12 protein-coding genes are annotated in these 14,591 nt (G+C 70.5%); 10 read left to right on the top strand and 2 right to left on the bottom strand.

Going from position 1 to position 14,591, the window contains the following annotated elements:
• Positions 1 to 67 precede the first annotated feature (67 nt).
• From egtB to VF584_02945, 3 genes are all read left to right on the top strand, one after another.
• Positions 68 to 1,330, top strand: a complete 1,263-nt coding sequence (egtB, locus tag VF584_02955) for an ergothioneine biosynthesis protein EgtB (GenBank protein ID HEX8209120.1) — start codon at positions 68 to 70, stop codon at positions 1,328 to 1,330.
• Positions 1,330 to 2,331, top strand: coding sequence for an L-histidine N(alpha)-methyltransferase (gene egtD / locus VF584_02950; GenBank protein HEX8209119.1), 1,002 nt, complete (start codon positions 1,330 to 1,332; stop codon positions 2,329 to 2,331). The genes egtB and egtD overlap by 1 nt, the downstream gene beginning before the upstream one ends.
• A 133-nt stretch (positions 2,332 to 2,464) precedes the next feature.
• Positions 2,465 to 3,226, top strand: coding sequence for an AAA family ATPase (locus VF584_02945; GenBank protein ID HEX8209118.1), 762 nt, complete (start codon positions 2,465 to 2,467; stop codon positions 3,224 to 3,226).
• Positions 3,227 to 3,422: 196 nt separating this feature from the next.
• Here the strand turns inward: VF584_02945 and VF584_02940 are convergent, their stop codons facing one another.
• A complete protein-coding gene (locus tag VF584_02940; protein ID HEX8209117.1) occupies positions 3,423 to 4,100 on the bottom strand; it encodes a hypothetical protein in 678 nt (225 codons plus the stop codon).
• Positions 4,100 to 5,818 carry a hypothetical protein gene (locus VF584_02935; protein ID HEX8209116.1) on the bottom strand — a complete coding sequence of 573 codons (1,719 nt, stop codon included), beginning with the start codon at positions 5,816 to 5,818 and terminating at the stop codon, positions 4,100 to 4,102. Before VF584_02935 ends, VF584_02940 begins: the two co-directional genes overlap by 1 nt.
• Positions 5,819 to 6,064: 246 nt before the next feature.
• On the opposite strand from VF584_02935, the gene VF584_02930 reads away from it, so the two are divergent.
• The 7 genes from VF584_02930 (at position 6,065) to VF584_02900 (ending at position 14,498) form a co-directional block, all read left to right on the top strand.
• The gene (locus VF584_02930; GenBank protein HEX8209115.1) at positions 6,065 to 7,036 is read left to right on the top strand and encodes a MoxR family ATPase; all 972 of its coding nucleotides are present in this window, start codon (positions 6,065 to 6,067) and stop codon (positions 7,034 to 7,036) included.
• A gap of 111 nt (positions 7,037 to 7,147) precedes the next feature.
• Positions 7,148 to 8,209, top strand: coding sequence for a DUF58 domain-containing protein (locus VF584_02925; GenBank protein HEX8209114.1), 1,062 nt, complete (start codon positions 7,148 to 7,150; stop codon positions 8,207 to 8,209).
• On the top strand, positions 8,206 to 10,266 hold the full coding sequence (locus tag VF584_02920) for a transglutaminaseTgpA domain-containing protein (GenBank protein HEX8209113.1): 2,061 nt from the start codon (positions 8,206 to 8,208) through the stop codon (positions 10,264 to 10,266). The genes VF584_02925 and VF584_02920 overlap by 4 nt, the downstream gene beginning before the upstream one ends.
• 133 nt (positions 10,267 to 10,399) lie before the next feature.
• On the top strand, positions 10,400 to 10,945 hold the full coding sequence (locus VF584_02915; protein HEX8209112.1) for a hypothetical protein: 546 nt from the start codon (positions 10,400 to 10,402) through the stop codon (positions 10,943 to 10,945).
• 235 nt (positions 10,946 to 11,180) lie between these two features.
• Positions 11,181 to 11,720, top strand: coding sequence for a nucleotidyltransferase domain-containing protein (locus VF584_02910; GenBank protein ID HEX8209111.1), 540 nt, complete (start codon positions 11,181 to 11,183; stop codon positions 11,718 to 11,720).
• A gap of 469 nt (positions 11,721 to 12,189) precedes the next feature.
• Positions 12,190 to 13,653: a sodium:solute symporter gene (locus tag VF584_02905; GenBank protein ID HEX8209110.1), complete on the top strand. Its 1,464-nt coding sequence runs from the start codon at positions 12,190 to 12,192 to the stop codon at positions 13,651 to 13,653.
• A 29-nt stretch (positions 13,654 to 13,682) separates the two neighbouring features.
• Entirely contained in the window at positions 13,683 to 14,498 is an 816-nt protein-coding gene (locus VF584_02900) for an undecaprenyl-diphosphate phosphatase (GenBank protein HEX8209109.1), read from the top strand.
• Positions 14,499 to 14,591 lie beyond the last annotated feature (93 nt).

Here is a 14,591-nt window from a genome sequence, read left to right as displayed (position 1 = left end):
GTCGTATCGCTTCCGCGCAGCCCGGCGCTCATCCCCACCCGACCCACTTGCAGGAGGACGGCCCCCCTTGGCGACCCTGATCCTCGAATCGCCCCCTGCCCTGGCGCAGCGATACACCGCCGTGCGCTCCTTTACCGACCGCCTGTGCGACGGGCTGGCGACCGAGGACTACGTCGTCCAGTCGATGCCGGACGTGAGCCCCACCAAGTGGCACCTGGCGCACACCAGCTGGTTCTTTGAGCAGTTCGTGCTCGTGCCGCACCTCGCGGGGTACCAGCCGCTCAACCCGGCGTACCTGTACCTCTTCAACTCGTACTACGTGCACGCGGGCGAGCGGCACTGCCGGGCGCAGCGGGGCTACATCTCGCGCCCTACGGTGGCGGAGGTGTTCGCGTACCGACGGCACGTGGACGTGCGGATGCTGGAGCTGCTGGATGGGGCGGACGACGAGCTCGCGGCCACACTGCAGCCGCTGGTGGAGATCGGGCTGAACCACGAGCAGCAGCACCAGGAGCTGATGCTCACCGACCTCAAGCACGTCTTCTCCGTGAACCCGCTGCGCCCCGTGTACCTGGAGCGCGTCCCCGAGCCCGCGGGGGAGGCGGCCCCCCTGCGCTGGATCGGCTTCGAGGGCGGGCTGCAGCGGATCGGGCACGAGGGGGAAGCCTTCGCGTACGACAACGAGGGCCCGCGCCACCGTGAGTGGATCGAGCCGTTCCAGCTCGCCAGCCGGCTGGTGACCAACGGCGAGTACCTGGAGTTCATGGCGGATGGCGGCTACCGGCGGCCGGAGCTCTGGCTCTCCGCCGGGTGGGCCACCGTGCAGGAGAACGGGTGGACGGAGCCCTTTTACTGGGAGCGCCACGGCGGCGACTGGCGCATCTTCACCCTCCATGGGATGCGCGCGCTGGCCGCGGACGAGCCGGTGGCGCACCTCAGCTACTTCGAGGCGGAGGCATTCGCGCGCTGGGCCGGGGCCCGGCTGCCCACCGAGGCGGAGTGGGAGGTCGCGGCCGCCACCGTGCCCTTGCGCGGCAACCTGGCCGAGAGCGGGCGCTTCCATCCCGCGCCGGCCGCGGGCGACAGGCTGCTGCAGATGTTCGGCGACGTGTGGGAGTGGACGCGGAGCCAGTACGTGCCCTATCCCGGCTACCAGCCCCCGCCGGGCGCGCTGGGCGAGTACAACGGCAAGTTCATGTGCAACCAGTTCGTGCTGCGCGGCGGCTCGTGCGCGACGTCGGAGACCCACATCCGGCCCACCTACCGCAACTTCTTTCCGCCGGACGCGACCTGGCAGTTCACGGGCGTACGGCTGGCGAGGGACGTGTGATGCGGGTGGCGCGGGAGGCCGCCAACGGACGCGTGGCGCTGTACGACCTGGAGCCAGTGCCGGACGACCTGCGGGCGGACGTGCTGGCGGGGCTCTCCGCGCCGGTGAAGAAGCTGTCGCCCAAGTACTTCTACGACGAAGCCGGGGCGCGGCTCTTCGAGCGGATCTGCGAGCTGGACGCCTACTATCCCACCCGCACGGAGATCGGCATCCTGCGGCGCGCCGCGGGGGAGATCGCGCGGTGCATCGAGCCCGGATGCCGCCTGGTGGAGTTCGGCAGCGGGAGCGGGATCAAGACGCGTATCCTCCTGGAGGAGCTTCGCGAGGTGGCGGCCTACATCCCCATCGACATCTCGCGCGCGCAGCTCCTGGCCTTCGCCATCTCGGTGGCGGAGGCGTTCCCGGAGTTGGAGGTGCTGCCGGTGTGCGCGGACTATACCTCCAGCTTCTCCCTGCCCGAGCCCACGCGCCCCGCCGCGGGCGCGGTCGCCTTCTTCCCCGGCTCCACCATCGGGAACTTCGAGCCGGACGATGCGGCGCGCTTCCTGGAGCGGGTGGGGGAGCTGTGCGGGCCGGGCGGGCGCCTGCTGATCGGGGTGGACCTGGCCAAGGAGCCGGCGGTGATCGAGCGCGCCTACAACGATCCGGAGGGGGTGACGGCCGCCTTCAACCTGAACCTGCTGGCCCGGATCAACCGCGAGTGCGGCGCCGACTTCGACCTCGCCGCCTTCCGCCACCACGCCCCGTACGTGCAGGCGGACGGCCGGGTGGAGATGCGCCTGATCAGCACGCGCGCGCAGGAGGTGCGCATCCCCGCCGCGGAGGGTCCGCACCACACCCGGATCACCTTTCAGCCGGGCGAGTCGATTCTCACGGAGTACTCGCACAAGTACGCCCCCGGAGCCTTCGAGCGCCTTGCCCACCGCGCGGGGTGGGTGCTGGAGCAGCGCTGGACCGACGACCGCAAATGGTTCGGCGTCTACCTCCTTCGCCGCGCCTAGCAGAAGAACTGAAGGCCTCGCACAGAGCCACAGAGCGAACCGAAAGAACTGAAAGAAGGGGTTCTCTGTGGCCTTTCCGTCGCCTCCGTGTCTCTGTGTGATGCTTTTCCCTGTCCCATCACCCGTACCGCCCGTGATCCCAACGCAGTACCTGCGCTCGGTGCGCCTGGAGCGCCACGACGTGCCGTCGTTCGACGAGTACCCGTTCAGCCTCCCCGCGGTGCGCACGCTCGGGAAGCTGGATCTGCACCCTGAGGTCACCTTTCTGATCGGCGAGAACGGGAGCGGGAAGTCGACGCTGCTGGAGGCGATCGCGGTGGCATGGGGGTTCAACGCGGAGGGCGGGTCGCGCAACTTCCGCTTCGCCACGCGCAACTCGCACTCGGAGCTGTTCCGCTACCTCACCCTGGTGCGCGGGGCGGGGCAGCCGCACGACGGCTACTTCCTGCGCGCCGAGAGCTTCTTCAACGTGGCCACGGAGATCGAGCGCATCGACTCCGCCGACCACGCGCTCCTTCCGCCGCTCGGCCGCCCCATCCGCGAGTCGTACGGCGACCTCGCGCTGCACGAGCAGTCGCACGGCGAGAGCTTCTTCGCGCTGATGACGGAGCGGTTCACCGGCGGCGGACTGTACATCCTGGACGAGCCCGAGGCCGCCCTCTCGCCGATGCGCCAGATGGCCGCGCTGGTGCGGATCCGCGACCTGGTGAAGATGAAGTCACAGTTCCTGATCGCCACCCACTCGCCGATCCTGATGGCGTACCCCGGCGCGCGCATCCTGCTGCTGGAGGAGGGCGGCATCCGCGAGGTGGCGTACGAGGACACCGAGCACTACGTGGTCACCCGCGAGTTCCTGAACAACCCGCAGGGGATGCTGAGGGAGCTGATGTCGTGAGGGGGATTGGTGAGGGGGGTGGTGCGGGAGGCGGGCACCGGGGCCGCATCGCCGGGGGATGAATCCCCCGGCTGGAACCACGGGAAGGCGGCTGAAGCCGGCTCGAGAAACGCGACGTCAGACCCCGAGTCCGCGAAGGCGGACTTTGTGCTGTTGTTGCAGCGAGTTCACTCGCCCGGCCAAGACCGGAACCGCCTCAAAAAACCACCCCCACCCGCAGGAACAGCGACTGCGCCGGCACGGCAGCGGTGACCAGGTCGTCGGGGAGGTCGGAGAAGCTGCCGCCAAGGGTGAAGGCCGCGCGGCCCATGCGCAGGCCCAGGCCCGCTTCGACGCCCGGGGCGTCGGCGGAGCGCTCGTAGTCCAGGCCGAGCACCTGGCCGCGCGTGCGGGAGAAGAGGTACTGCGGTGCGACGTACGGCACCAGCGCGCTCCCCTCGCGCAGGGCGACGGGGAGCTCCAGGACGATGCCGACCGGGAAGGTCACGTTGTCCAGCTCGCTGGCGCTGGGGTCGTCCGAGAGGCGCGACGCCATCGCGCCGCCGCGCGCGCAGAGCGAGATGCCGAAGCGCGAGATGGGCGCGCGCAGCGCCAGCGTGACGCCGCCAGACTGCAGCGGGATGTCGTTGTCGCTCACGGAGGCGCGGGAGTACTCGGCGGAGTAGGCCAGCAGGCCGCCGGGGTTGTGGCGGAAGGAAGCGCCGATCCCCATTCCGTCCACCTCTGGGGCGGAGCTGTAGACGGACGAGGAGCCCTGGAGCTGGAGGGCGCGCGTCCCCTCGGCCAGCGGGGCGCCGATGCACCCCTGCGCGCGCGCCGCCGTGGGGAGCGCGAGCGCCAGCGCCGCGAGGGCGGCGGGTACGATGCGGGTCATCAGCGGGTCCTCACGAGCGAGAAGCGGAGGTTCGCGGGCGGCGTGCCGCCGTTGCTGGTGAGGCGCAGCCCCAGGCGCGCCCCGCCCGCGATGCCGAAGCGCAGGTACGCCGCGCCCCCGCCGCGCAGGTTGTACTCCCGCGAGGCGTTGGAGCCCAGCCGCTCCACCTTGAGCGGGAATACCTCGGCCTCGCCGTACAGCCCGGCGATGGCGGGCATGATGTCGCGGAAGTTCCAGCTCGGCTGCGTGAAGCGCGGCTCCACCGGCACCGCGTCGTCCGTGTAGACGGAGAGCGTCCAGTCCTGCACCCAGTCCAGCGCCGGGGCGCCGATCACCTGCGACAGGTTGTCCAGCCCGATGCGCGTGTTGTTCACCAGGTTGTAGAAGAGCTGCTGGTCGCCCGTGCCCCGGCGGTCCACGGCGTAGCGGAGGAAGGCCCACGATCCGCCGCGCGTCTCCAGGAGGTCGGGACCGATCACCGAGTTGCTGTCCGGCGCCTGCAGGTAGGTCATGTAGCGCGCCAGGTTGTCCAGCAGGTAGCTGTTCACCGCGTTGACCTTGCGGGTGTCGGCGGTGATCTGGTCCAGCGTCAGGTTCTGGCGCGGCGCGAGACCGGATGCCGCGTAGAAGTTGATCTCCTCCGCCGCGTGCGCCAGCGCCTCGTCCAGCCACACCTCCTCGAACTCCTCCGCGTTGTTCACGTAGATGCGGCGCGCGCTGTTGATCAGGTGCTCGAACTCGTGCGCGATCGTCCCCCCGGCGGTGCGCAGGACGAGGTCCTTGGGGAAGCGGTTCCCGTTCACCGAGCCGTTCGGGTCCGGAGCGAGGAGGTAAAAGATCTCGCCCACGTTGCTGCGCGGGCAGGCGCCCAGCCGCGGCGTCGACAACCGCGGAAAGAGGTCGCCGGGGAAGAAGAAGCCGCCGAAGTAGCCGCCGCCGCTGTTGGGCGGGGTGAGCGCGTTGACCTCGCGGGTGAAGACGATGATGACGCGCCCGCCGTTGTCGTCCAGGTCCGTGGGCGCGCCGAAGTTCAGCACGTCCACCGGGTAGATCTGGCGGTCGAACTCGTCGCCGAACGCCCGCAGCTCCGCGTCGGTGAGTCCGCCGGCGGGGTTGGTGGGGTCGTTCACCAGGATGGCGCGCTGCGACACCGCGGAGACGCGCACCTGCCGCACGGCGCCGGCGGTGCAGGGGTTCTGGTTGAGGTAGAACTGCGGGATGCGGACGGTGATGAAGCTCCCCACCGCCGGCACCACGGACGCGGGCGTGGGCGCCACCGGCTCCACGTCGCGGCTCGCGGCGGTGGCGGGGCGGATGGTCAGGCCGCCGCGCATCCGCTCCATCAGGCGCAGGTGCATCTCGCGGTCGCGTTGTGGCGGCGCGGCGGTGAGGGCGCCGGGGATCCGGTTGGGATCGGGCGGCCCGACGGCGTCGCGGACGTTCGCGCCGATGGCTTCCACCTGCAGCCGCGCCTCGCCGTCCTGGTCGGCCAGGAAGGGAACCAGCGTGTAGTCCGCCCCCTCTCCGCCCGCCTGCAGGCAGAGCCTCCCCGCCTCGGCACCCGTCACCGTGATCGTCTCGCCCACGTCGAGCCGCGTCCCCTTGCCGAAGACGCAGGGCAGCAGCTCGGCCGAAAGCTCCGGCGCCGTCGGCGATGGATCATCCGCGCACCCCGCCGCCGCCAGAACGGCGAGCGCGGTGAGTATCTGTCTCTTCATGGGAACTGCTCTTGGAATGGAGGAGGCGGGAAACATGCGTCTGGTATTTCGCACCATCGCAACGATTCAGTCAAGGGCATCAACGAACAACGGCCTCACACAGAGACACAGAGGGTACAGAAAGAACCGAAAAGGTTTCTCCGCGGCTTGCTTTTCCCCTCTGTGCCCTCTGTGTGAGGCTTTTTGCTTTTGCTGTTCCCTGCTAGCTTTCGTCACCGAACCCCCTGCACATCGCGCAAGTACCTGATGCTGAACGCACTCGCACCGCACGCCGAGGAGATCGGCCTCGCCCTTCTCCCGCGCCTGGTGGACGAGGTGGAGACCGTCTTCCGTGGGAAGCGCGAGACGGTGCGCCTGTCGCTGGCGGCGCTCCTGGCCCGCGGGCACCTCCTCTTCGAAGACATCCCCGGCGTGGGGAAGACCACCCTGGCGCGCGCCCTCACCGCCGCGCTGGGGCTGGACTTCCGCCGCGTGCAGTTCACCAGCGACCTCCTTCCGTCGGACGTGCTGGGCGTCTCGGTCTACAACCCGCGCACGCACGAATTCGAGACGCGCCCGGGGCCCATCTTCACGCACGTGGTGCTGGCCGACGAGATCAACCGCGCCCCGCCGCGCACCCAGAGCGGCCTTTTGGAGGCGATGCAGGAGGGGCGCGTCACCATCGACGACCGCTCCTTCGACCTGCCGCGCCCCTTTCTGGTGATGGCGACGCAGAACCCGCTGGAGCAGCACGGCACCTATCCGCTCCCCGAGAGCCAGCTCGACCGCTTCCTGATGCGCCTCGCCATCGGCTACCCGGACGCGGACGAGGAGCGCCTGGTCCTCCTCCGCTCGGCATCGGGCGGCGACCCGGTAGAGCGCATCAAGCCGATCCTGGATGCCCCGCGCGTGCTGGCGCTGCAGGACCGCGTAGAACAGGTGCACGCCGAGCCCGCGCTGGTCGATTACCTGATGGCCATCATCCAGGCCACCCGCGGCGACCCTCGCCTCCGCGCCGGCGCCAGCACCCGCGGCGCCATCGGCCTGCTGCGCGCCGCGCGCGGCTACGCCCTGGTCGACGGCCGCGACTTCCTGGCCCCCGACGACGTCCGCCGCCTGGTCGTCCCCTGCCTCGCCCACCGCCTCCTCCCCGCCGCCGCCGCCGGGCCGGGCGATGCGTACGACGAGGCGGTGGCGGTGTTGGAGGAGATTCTGAATACGGTGCCGGTACCCATCTAAGGGAAGTGCCAAGTGCCAAGTGCCAAGTGCTTGGTGAAGACGCACTGACGCACGGACGCACTGCCGTTTAGCACCTAGGACTTAGCACTTAGCACTTAGCACTCCCCTCCTATGCCCTCCGCGCCCTTCTGGAGCACCGCCGACTCCCTCCGCCGCTGGTTCCGGCCGCCGCGGCGGCTGAGGTTTTCGCGCGCGGGGTGGATGTTCAGCGGGGGGGCCCTGCTGCTGGGGGTGGCGGCCATCGGGACCGGGAACAACCTGCTCTTCCTGCTGCTGGGGGCGATGCTGGGCTTCATCACCCTCAGCGGATGGCTCAGCGAACAGATGCTGCGGCGCGTCGAGGTGCGGAGGCGACCGCCGCGCGGGATCACGGCGGGCGAGCCGGCGCGGGTGTCGTACGAGGTGAGGAACACGAAGCGCCGCCTCCCCTCCTTTGCGCTCGAGATCGGGGAGGCGGGGTCGCCGGCGCGCGCGTGGGTCGCGGCGCTGGAGCCCGGCGCCGCCGCGGTCGCGCGTGCCGAGGGTCTGTGGGATCGGCGCGGCGTGTACCCGCTGGGGACGGTTACGCTCGCGACTTCGTTCCCCTTCGGCCTCTTTCGCAAGGAGCGCGACGTGGAGCTTCCGGGCGAGGCCGTGGTGTGGCCTCGCGCGGACCGTCCCGTGCGCGAGCCGCGTCCGGCGGGGGAGCGCTCCCGGCCGCCCGGCGAGCGTCCGGCCGGGGCCGGAGGGCCCCGCGGCGAGTTCCGCGCGCTGCGTCCCTTCCGCCCCGGCGACGACCCGCGCGACGTGCACTGGCGCACCACCGCCCGCGCCGGCGCCCCCGTGGTGCGCGAGTACGAGCGCGACCGTACCCGCGCGCTCTGGATCTGCCTGGAGCTGCGCGCCCCCGACGGCGACGACGCGGAGGCGGCCATCGAGACCGCCGCCGCCCTGGCCGCCGCCGCCACCCACCGCGGCGACGCCTTCGCGCTGGCGACGGCGGACGCGCGGGTGTCCCCCGGCGACGGGCCCGGCCAGCTCGAGCGCGTCCTCGATGCCCTCGCCCGCGCCCGCTTCCGCGAGGATGCGCCGCGCCCCAGCCCCCCCGTTCCGCACAGCGAGTGCGTGTGGGTCACCCCCGGCCGCGCCGCCGAGAGCGGGTGGGGCGACGTCTTCGCAATGGGCGCGCGTTGACCGTCGCCCTTCTGCACCGGCGGCTGACGGCCGGGATGGCACTGGCCGCGCTCGCCGCCTACGCCGCGGGCGCCGGCCTGGGCGTGGGGACCGTCGCGGCGGGCGCGGGGCTCCTGCTCGCCACCCTCTGGCAGCCGCCAGGCTCGTTGAGCGCGTGGGTGGAGCGGGGGACGCGCGCCGGCATCCTGGGGCTGTGCGCGTGGATGCTGCACGTCGCCTTCGTGCGCGGCGGCGACTTCATGCCGCAGGTGCTGGGGATGCTCCTCTTCCTCCTGGTGGCCGAGTCGTTGCGCTCGCTCGACGCCAGGAACGACATGCGGCTCTACTCGCTGAGCTTCGCCCTGATGATCGCGGCCACCGGGTACTATCCGGGGATCGCCTTCGCGGGGGCGTTCGCGGCGTACGTGGCCCTTTCGGCGCTGGCGATGATGGTCGGCTTCCTCCGCCGCCAGGCCGAGGGCTACCGTGCGCCTGAGATCCGCGTGGGCCGCCGCTTCCTGTGGACCACCGCCGCGCTGAGCGTGGTGACGCTGCTGATGAGCGCCGTCCTCTTCGTCGTCTTTCCGCGCCTGCCGCGGCAGTGGAACGTGCACGGCCGCGCCCGCGGCGGCGAGGCGATGGTGGGCTTCGGCGACGGCGTGTCGCTGGCGGAGCACGGCTCGAGGCTGCAGCTCAGCGACAACCCGCGCGTCGCCTTCCGCGCCGAGTTCCCGGACGGCCCACCGCCCGGCCTCACCTCCATCCACTGGCGGGGCCGCTCGTACGACCGCTTCGACGGCACCCGCTGGTCGCGCGGCCCCGTGGGGCTGGTCGATCTCCCCCCGGGCGCGTACCGCCGCCGCTGGGGCGGCGAGGCGCTGCGCGTGAGGATCTTTGGAGGGCCGCCGGGCGTTCAGGTGCTCTTTGGGCCGCACCCCGTGCTGCGAGTGGAGGCGCGCTCGGCCGTGCGCCCCTTCCGCGACAACAGCGGCGACGTGCGCTTCAACGGCAGCGAGACCCCCGTCTACACCGTCGTCTCCGGCCCCTCCGCTCCCCCGCCGGAGGCGCTGGCGGAGGGGGAGGACGCCGATTCCCCGCAGCTCGCCCCCTACCTGATGCTCCCGCCCGTCTCCCTGCGGATGCGCCGCCTGGCCGACTCCCTGCGCGCGGGCACGGGCACGCGGCTGGACCAGGTGCAGGCGGTGGAGCGCCATCTGCGCGCCTTCAGCTACACGCTCGAGCTCCCCGCCACCCGCGCCGAGACGTCGCTGGAGCACTTCCTCTTCCGGCGCCGCGCGGGGCACTGCGAGTACTTCTCCACCGCGATGGCGATCCTGCTGCGCGCGCAGGGCATCCCCGCCCGCAACGTCACCGGCTTCCTGGGCGGCGAGTGGAACAGCGGCGCCCGCTACCTGCGCGTGACGGAGAACGACGCGCACTCCTGGGTAGAGGTCTGGTTCCCCGGCGCCGGATGGGTTCCCTTCGACCCCACGCCCCCCTCGCGCTCCGACGTGGTGCAGCCGGGATTCGGGAGCTCGTGGAGCGGCCCCTTCCGCTTCTGGTTCGATGGCGTCGAGTACCGCTGGTACCGCTGGGTGATCGACTACAACCTGGACCGGCAGCTCACCGTCTTCCGCGGCGTCGGCTCCCTCTTCACCCGCGGCGAGGGCGCCGAGCGCGATGCCGGCCGCCCGCGCCCCGGCGGCGGCGGCGTGCCGGACGAAGCGCCCTGGATCGTGATCGTGCTGGTGGTGGCCGGCGGCGCGGTGTGGATCATCCGCCGCCGCGGCGAGCGCCTCCCCGCCGAGGCGCGCATCTACCTTGCGCTCCGCCGCACGTACGCCCGCGCCGGCATCGGCGACGATGCGGCCGGCCCGCTGCAATGGGCCGAAGGGCTGGAGCGCTCCACCGCGCCGGGCTCGGAGTCCGCCGCCCGCCTGGTGCGCCTCTACCTGGACGCGCGCTTCGGCCGCCGCCCCGCGGGACAGCGGGGCATCGCCGAGATGACCCGCGCCCTCGACGAGTCACGCGCCGCCCTCCGCGCCCGCAAGCGAGTACCCGCGGTCGCGGCGAAGTAAGGAGCTCCCAGCCGCGCTGCTACCCACCTGTTTCATCCGCCCCCTTCCATTCCGGGCGCAGTTGTAGCAGAGTAGAGTAACAAATGCACGCGGGGGGCACCCCGCATCCTCCCATCCGAGAGTGTCCAGGACGATGGAGCAGAAGCGCTTCGAGGTGGAGATCACTTTCCGCCAGACGGTTCGTTACGTGGTGGATGCAAAGGACCGCAAGCTCGCCGAGCGGATCGCCGTGGAGCGCTGGCACGGCGGCGAAGAAGGGACGACGTTGAGCATCGACTGCTCGGAAGTGATGGCCGTCGCCGCCGCCGAGTCGCCCACCGAGGACAAGCAGTGCCGCGACTGCGAAGCCGCCTTCCGCTACCTGCGCGACCGCGAGCTGGTGATCGAGATGCTGGACGCGGACGCCTTCAACCCCACCGTGCACGACGCCGTCTCGGCCGATGACGTGGCCACCCACCTCGGCTGGAAGCGCAAGGACGACCCCACCCTGGCCGACACGGCCCGCGCCGCCCGCGCCCTCGACCGGCTCTGCCAGGAGCACCGCGTGGTGTGCTTCACCCGCCCGCGCGTGCGCGCCAGCGAGCGCGGCGAGGTCCGCCTCTACTGCACCCCCCAGCACCTCGGCCGCCTGACCTCCCTGCTGATGGACGATCCGGAGCTGAGCGCCGCGGGGGTGTAGGGCGCAGGCGTCGCAGGCCCTCTCCCCGCTCGTTCCTCGCTGCCCCTCCCCCAAACTACTGGGGGAGGGGCGTTTGCGTGCATCGGTGCGGGGGCGCGCAGACCGACGTTGCGCATGCCGTGGGTGCACCATAATATGGTGCAACACACAATCTTCAAGGCACCGAATGGCACGACGGCCGCCCGCTCGAGATCCGCTCGCCCTCGCTCTCGCCTCCGGTGCGATGGCGAGGCTGGTGCGCTATTTCGCCGTAAATCCCGAGTCGGCGCCGCACGTGCGCGCGCTCGAACGGATCACGGGGCTGAGCCCGGCTTCGCTGAAGAACGAACTTGATCGGCTGCTGACGTTGGAACTCCTGATCCGTCGGAACGATGGCAACAAGGTCCGCTACTGCGTCAACGAGGAGAGTCCGCTCTGGGCACAGTTCCGCGCTCTGGTGCGGCAGCTCAGCGCGCCCGTTGACGTGCTCCCCTACGCCCTCGCCGAGGTAGACGGCGTGGAGAGCGCGTTCATCTTCGGATCGTTCGCAAAGGGAAGCGTGCGGGAGGAAAGCGACATCGACGTGATGGTACTCGGTGATCAAATCGACGCGCCTTCGCTTACCCGACACGTGATCGAGGCAAGTGTGCTTCTCGGGCGCGAGGTGAACGTCGTGCAGACAACGCCCACGGAGCTCCGGAGCGGCAACAAGTTCTATCGGAACGTGGCTCGCGAGGCGAAGCAGTGGCTGGTGGACCGCTCCGGTCTGAAGAAAGAGCTCGAAACGGCAGCATGAGCGCAGAAGCTCGACACCGCTGTCGAGCGCAAATCCTGTAGTGGCGCGATTTATCGCGCCCGTGCCTGACGCCGCTCCGGCCCGCGCCTACCCGCGCCATCGTCGGCGTTGCACGAGGCGGGATCGCAGTCTATCCTTCGCGCGCGCCACTCGGCGCAAGATTCCACTCCAGAGCGTAGGGATCTCGGTGTCCCCCAGTTTATCATCCTGAGCGACGCGCTTTGCAGGTGCTTGTGTTCCTCCGATCTGTGGCGCGGAGCGAAGGATCTACTGCCCGTGACGAGAGGACAGTGCGTCACACCGGGCCTCTCGGCTCGCAGGCTAGATCCTTTGGTCGCCGCAGGAGTACGGCGTGCGCGGCGGCGTTCGGGGAGGCGGCTCCCTCAGGATGACAGTTTGTGGCTGAACCCAGCGCACTCACGCACTAACGCACTCACGCACTTCTTCTCCCCTCAACCCCGCGCCGCCCTTGACGTTCTCCGCCCTCGATTTCGCCATCGTCATCGGCTACATCGTCTTCGTGTCCGTGCTGGGGGCGGTGCTGGGGCGCCAGCAAAAGGATGCGAGCGACTACTTCCTGGCCGACCGGTCGATCCCGTGGTGGGCGGCATGCTTCAGCCTGGTGGCCACCGAGACCAGCGCGCTCACCGTCATCAGCGTGCCCGCCACGGCGTACGGGGCGGACCTGTGGATGATCCAGCTGGCGCTGGGCTACTGCATCGGGCGCATCGGCATCGCCATCTTCCTGCTGCCGCGCTACTTCCGCGGCGAGATCGCCACCGCGTACGTCCTGCTGGAGCGCCGCTTCGGGGACCGGGCGCGGCGCTTCGCCTCGCTGCTCTTCCTGGTCACGAGGACGCTGGCGGACGGGGTGCGGATCTTCGCCACGGCGCTGCCGCTGGCGGTGGTCGCGGGGATCCCGGTGTGGCAGAGCATCGTGGCGATCGGGGTCTTTACCCTGCTCTACAGCTACTACGGCGGGCTGCGCGCCGTGGTGTGGGTGGACGTGGCGCAGCTCTTCATCTACGTGGCGGGCGGCATCGCGGTGCTCTGGGTGCTGGTGCGGCTGGTGCCGGGCGGGTGGAGCGGGATCGTGGCCGCCGCGGAGCCGGGCGACAAGCTGCGCATCCTGCACCCCAGTGGCGGCTTCGCGGACCCCAAGTGGCTGCTGACGGGGATCGTGGGCGGCGCCTTCCTCACCATGGCCAGCCACGGCGCGGACCACCTGATCGTGCAGCGCCTCCTCGCCTCGCCCTCGCTGGGTGACGCGCGCAAGGCGCTGGTGGGGTCCGGGATCATCGTCCTCATCCAGTTCGCCCTCTTCCTGCTGATCGGGGTGGGGCTATTCGCGTACTACAAGGGCGCGCCCTTCACCCCGCCGGACTCGGTCTTTCCGCGCTTCGCGGTGGAGCACCTGCCCACGGGGGTGCGCGGACTCATGGTGGCGGCGATTCTGGCGGCGGCGATGTCGTCGTCGCTCAACGCGCTGGCGGCCGTATCCGTGCACGACATCTACGTGCCCCTCACCGGTCGCGGAGGCGAGAGCCACCTGCTGGCGGTGGGGAAGCGCTTCACCCTCTTCTGGGGCGCGGTGATGATCGTGGTGTCGCTCGCCTTCCAGTGGGTCGCGTCGGGCACGCCGCTGGTGGTGATCGCGCTGCAGATCGCCTCGTTCACCTACGGCGGGCTGCTGGGAGGCTTCCTGCTGGGGCTCGTTTCGAAGCGCGCGCGGGAGCGTGACGCGCTGGCGGGCATGGCGGTTGCCGTCGCGGGGATGGCGGCGCTGTGGGCGCTGCAGCAGTTCGGCGCGATTCCCAAGGTGATCGACACCCTCTGGTTCGCGCTGCTGGGCTCGGCCATCACCGTGGCCGTGGGCTCGGCGATGGCGCGGCTGCGCCCCAGCCCGCCCAGGCCCGAGCCGCTTGGCGCATAGCCTCCTTCATCCCCCTGCCGGACGAGAGAATGGACCTGTACCTGTTCCTGAAAGCCGTGATCCTTGGCATCGTGGAAGGCGCCACGGAGTTCATCCCCGTATCCTCCACCGGGCACTTGATCCTCTTTCAGGACTGGCTCAACTTCGAGGGGAAAAAGGAGTTCGCGTTCGCCATCTTCATCCAGCTCGGCGCCATCCTGGCCGTGGTGTGGGTGTACCGCGAGAAGATCTGGGAGGTGCTGCGCACCTGGAAGACCCCGCAGTCGAAGCGGCTGATCATCAACATCATCGTCGCCTCGATCCCCGCGGCGGTGATCGGGCTGCCGACGAACGACTGGGTGGAGGAGAACTTCTCCGGCCCCTTCACCGTGGCGCTGGCGCTGCTGGTGGGCGGCGTCGGCATCCTGCTGATCGAGCACTACTTCCGCAAACCGACGGTGGAGTCGGTGGACGACATCCCGCTGAGCAAGGCGCTGTGGGTGGGCTTCTTCCAGGTGCTGGCGATGCTGTGGCCGGGGATCTCGCGCTCGGGGGCCACCATCATGGGGGGGCTGGGGATCGGGCTTTCGCGCAAGGCGGCCACGGAGTTCTCCTTCTTCATGGCGATCCCGGCGATGCTGGGCGCCTCCCTGGTCAAGATGGGCAAGATCATGGACGTCGCCACCACCGCGGACATCCCGGTCTTCGCGACGGGCTTCATCGTCGCCTTCATCTCCGCCCTGGTGGTGATCCGCGGGCTCCTGGCGTACGTCTCCAAGAACGACTTCAAGCCGTTCGCCTGGTACCGGATCGCGCTCGGGATCGTGCTGCTCGCCTGGTACTGGAACAACCCGACGGGGGCGTAGGGCCCCCTCCCCCCGGCCCCCTCCCCCGCCTGCGGGGGCGCAGGGCGGGTGAGGGGGAGAACACCACGCGCCGCGCGAATGCACGCGAAACGC

The sequence above is a fragment of the Longimicrobium sp. genome (assembly GCA_036389135.1).
In the GTDB taxonomy this organism is placed as follows: Bacteria; Gemmatimonadota; Gemmatimonadetes; order Longimicrobiales; family Longimicrobiaceae; genus Longimicrobium.
The sequence above is the reverse complement of the archived record's forward strand: the minus strand, read 5'-3'. Positions and strand labels throughout refer to the sequence as shown.

What these genes read in the sequence shown, in the direction of transcription:
- egtD (HEX8209119.1), top strand. Translation starts at nt 1,330, where the DNA reads ATGCGGGTGGCGCGGGAGGCCGCCAACGGACGCGTGGCGCTGTACGAC.
- VF584_02940 (HEX8209117.1), bottom strand. Translation starts at nt 4,100, where the DNA reads ATGACCCGCATCGTACCCGCCGCCCTCGCGGCGCTGGCGCTCGCGCTC.
- VF584_02935 (HEX8209116.1), bottom strand. Translation starts at nt 5,818, where the DNA reads ATGAAGAGACAGATACTCACCGCGCTCGCCGTTCTGGCGGCGGCGGGG.
- VF584_02930 (HEX8209115.1), top strand. Translation starts at nt 6,065, where the DNA reads ATGCTGAACGCACTCGCACCGCACGCCGAGGAGATCGGCCTCGCCCTT.
- VF584_02925 (HEX8209114.1), top strand. Translation starts at nt 7,148, where the DNA reads ATGCCCTCCGCGCCCTTCTGGAGCACCGCCGACTCCCTCCGCCGCTGG.
- VF584_02915 (HEX8209112.1), top strand. Translation starts at nt 10,400, where the DNA reads ATGGAGCAGAAGCGCTTCGAGGTGGAGATCACTTTCCGCCAGACGGTT.
- VF584_02900 (HEX8209109.1), top strand. Translation starts at nt 13,683, where the DNA reads ATGGACCTGTACCTGTTCCTGAAAGCCGTGATCCTTGGCATCGTGGAA.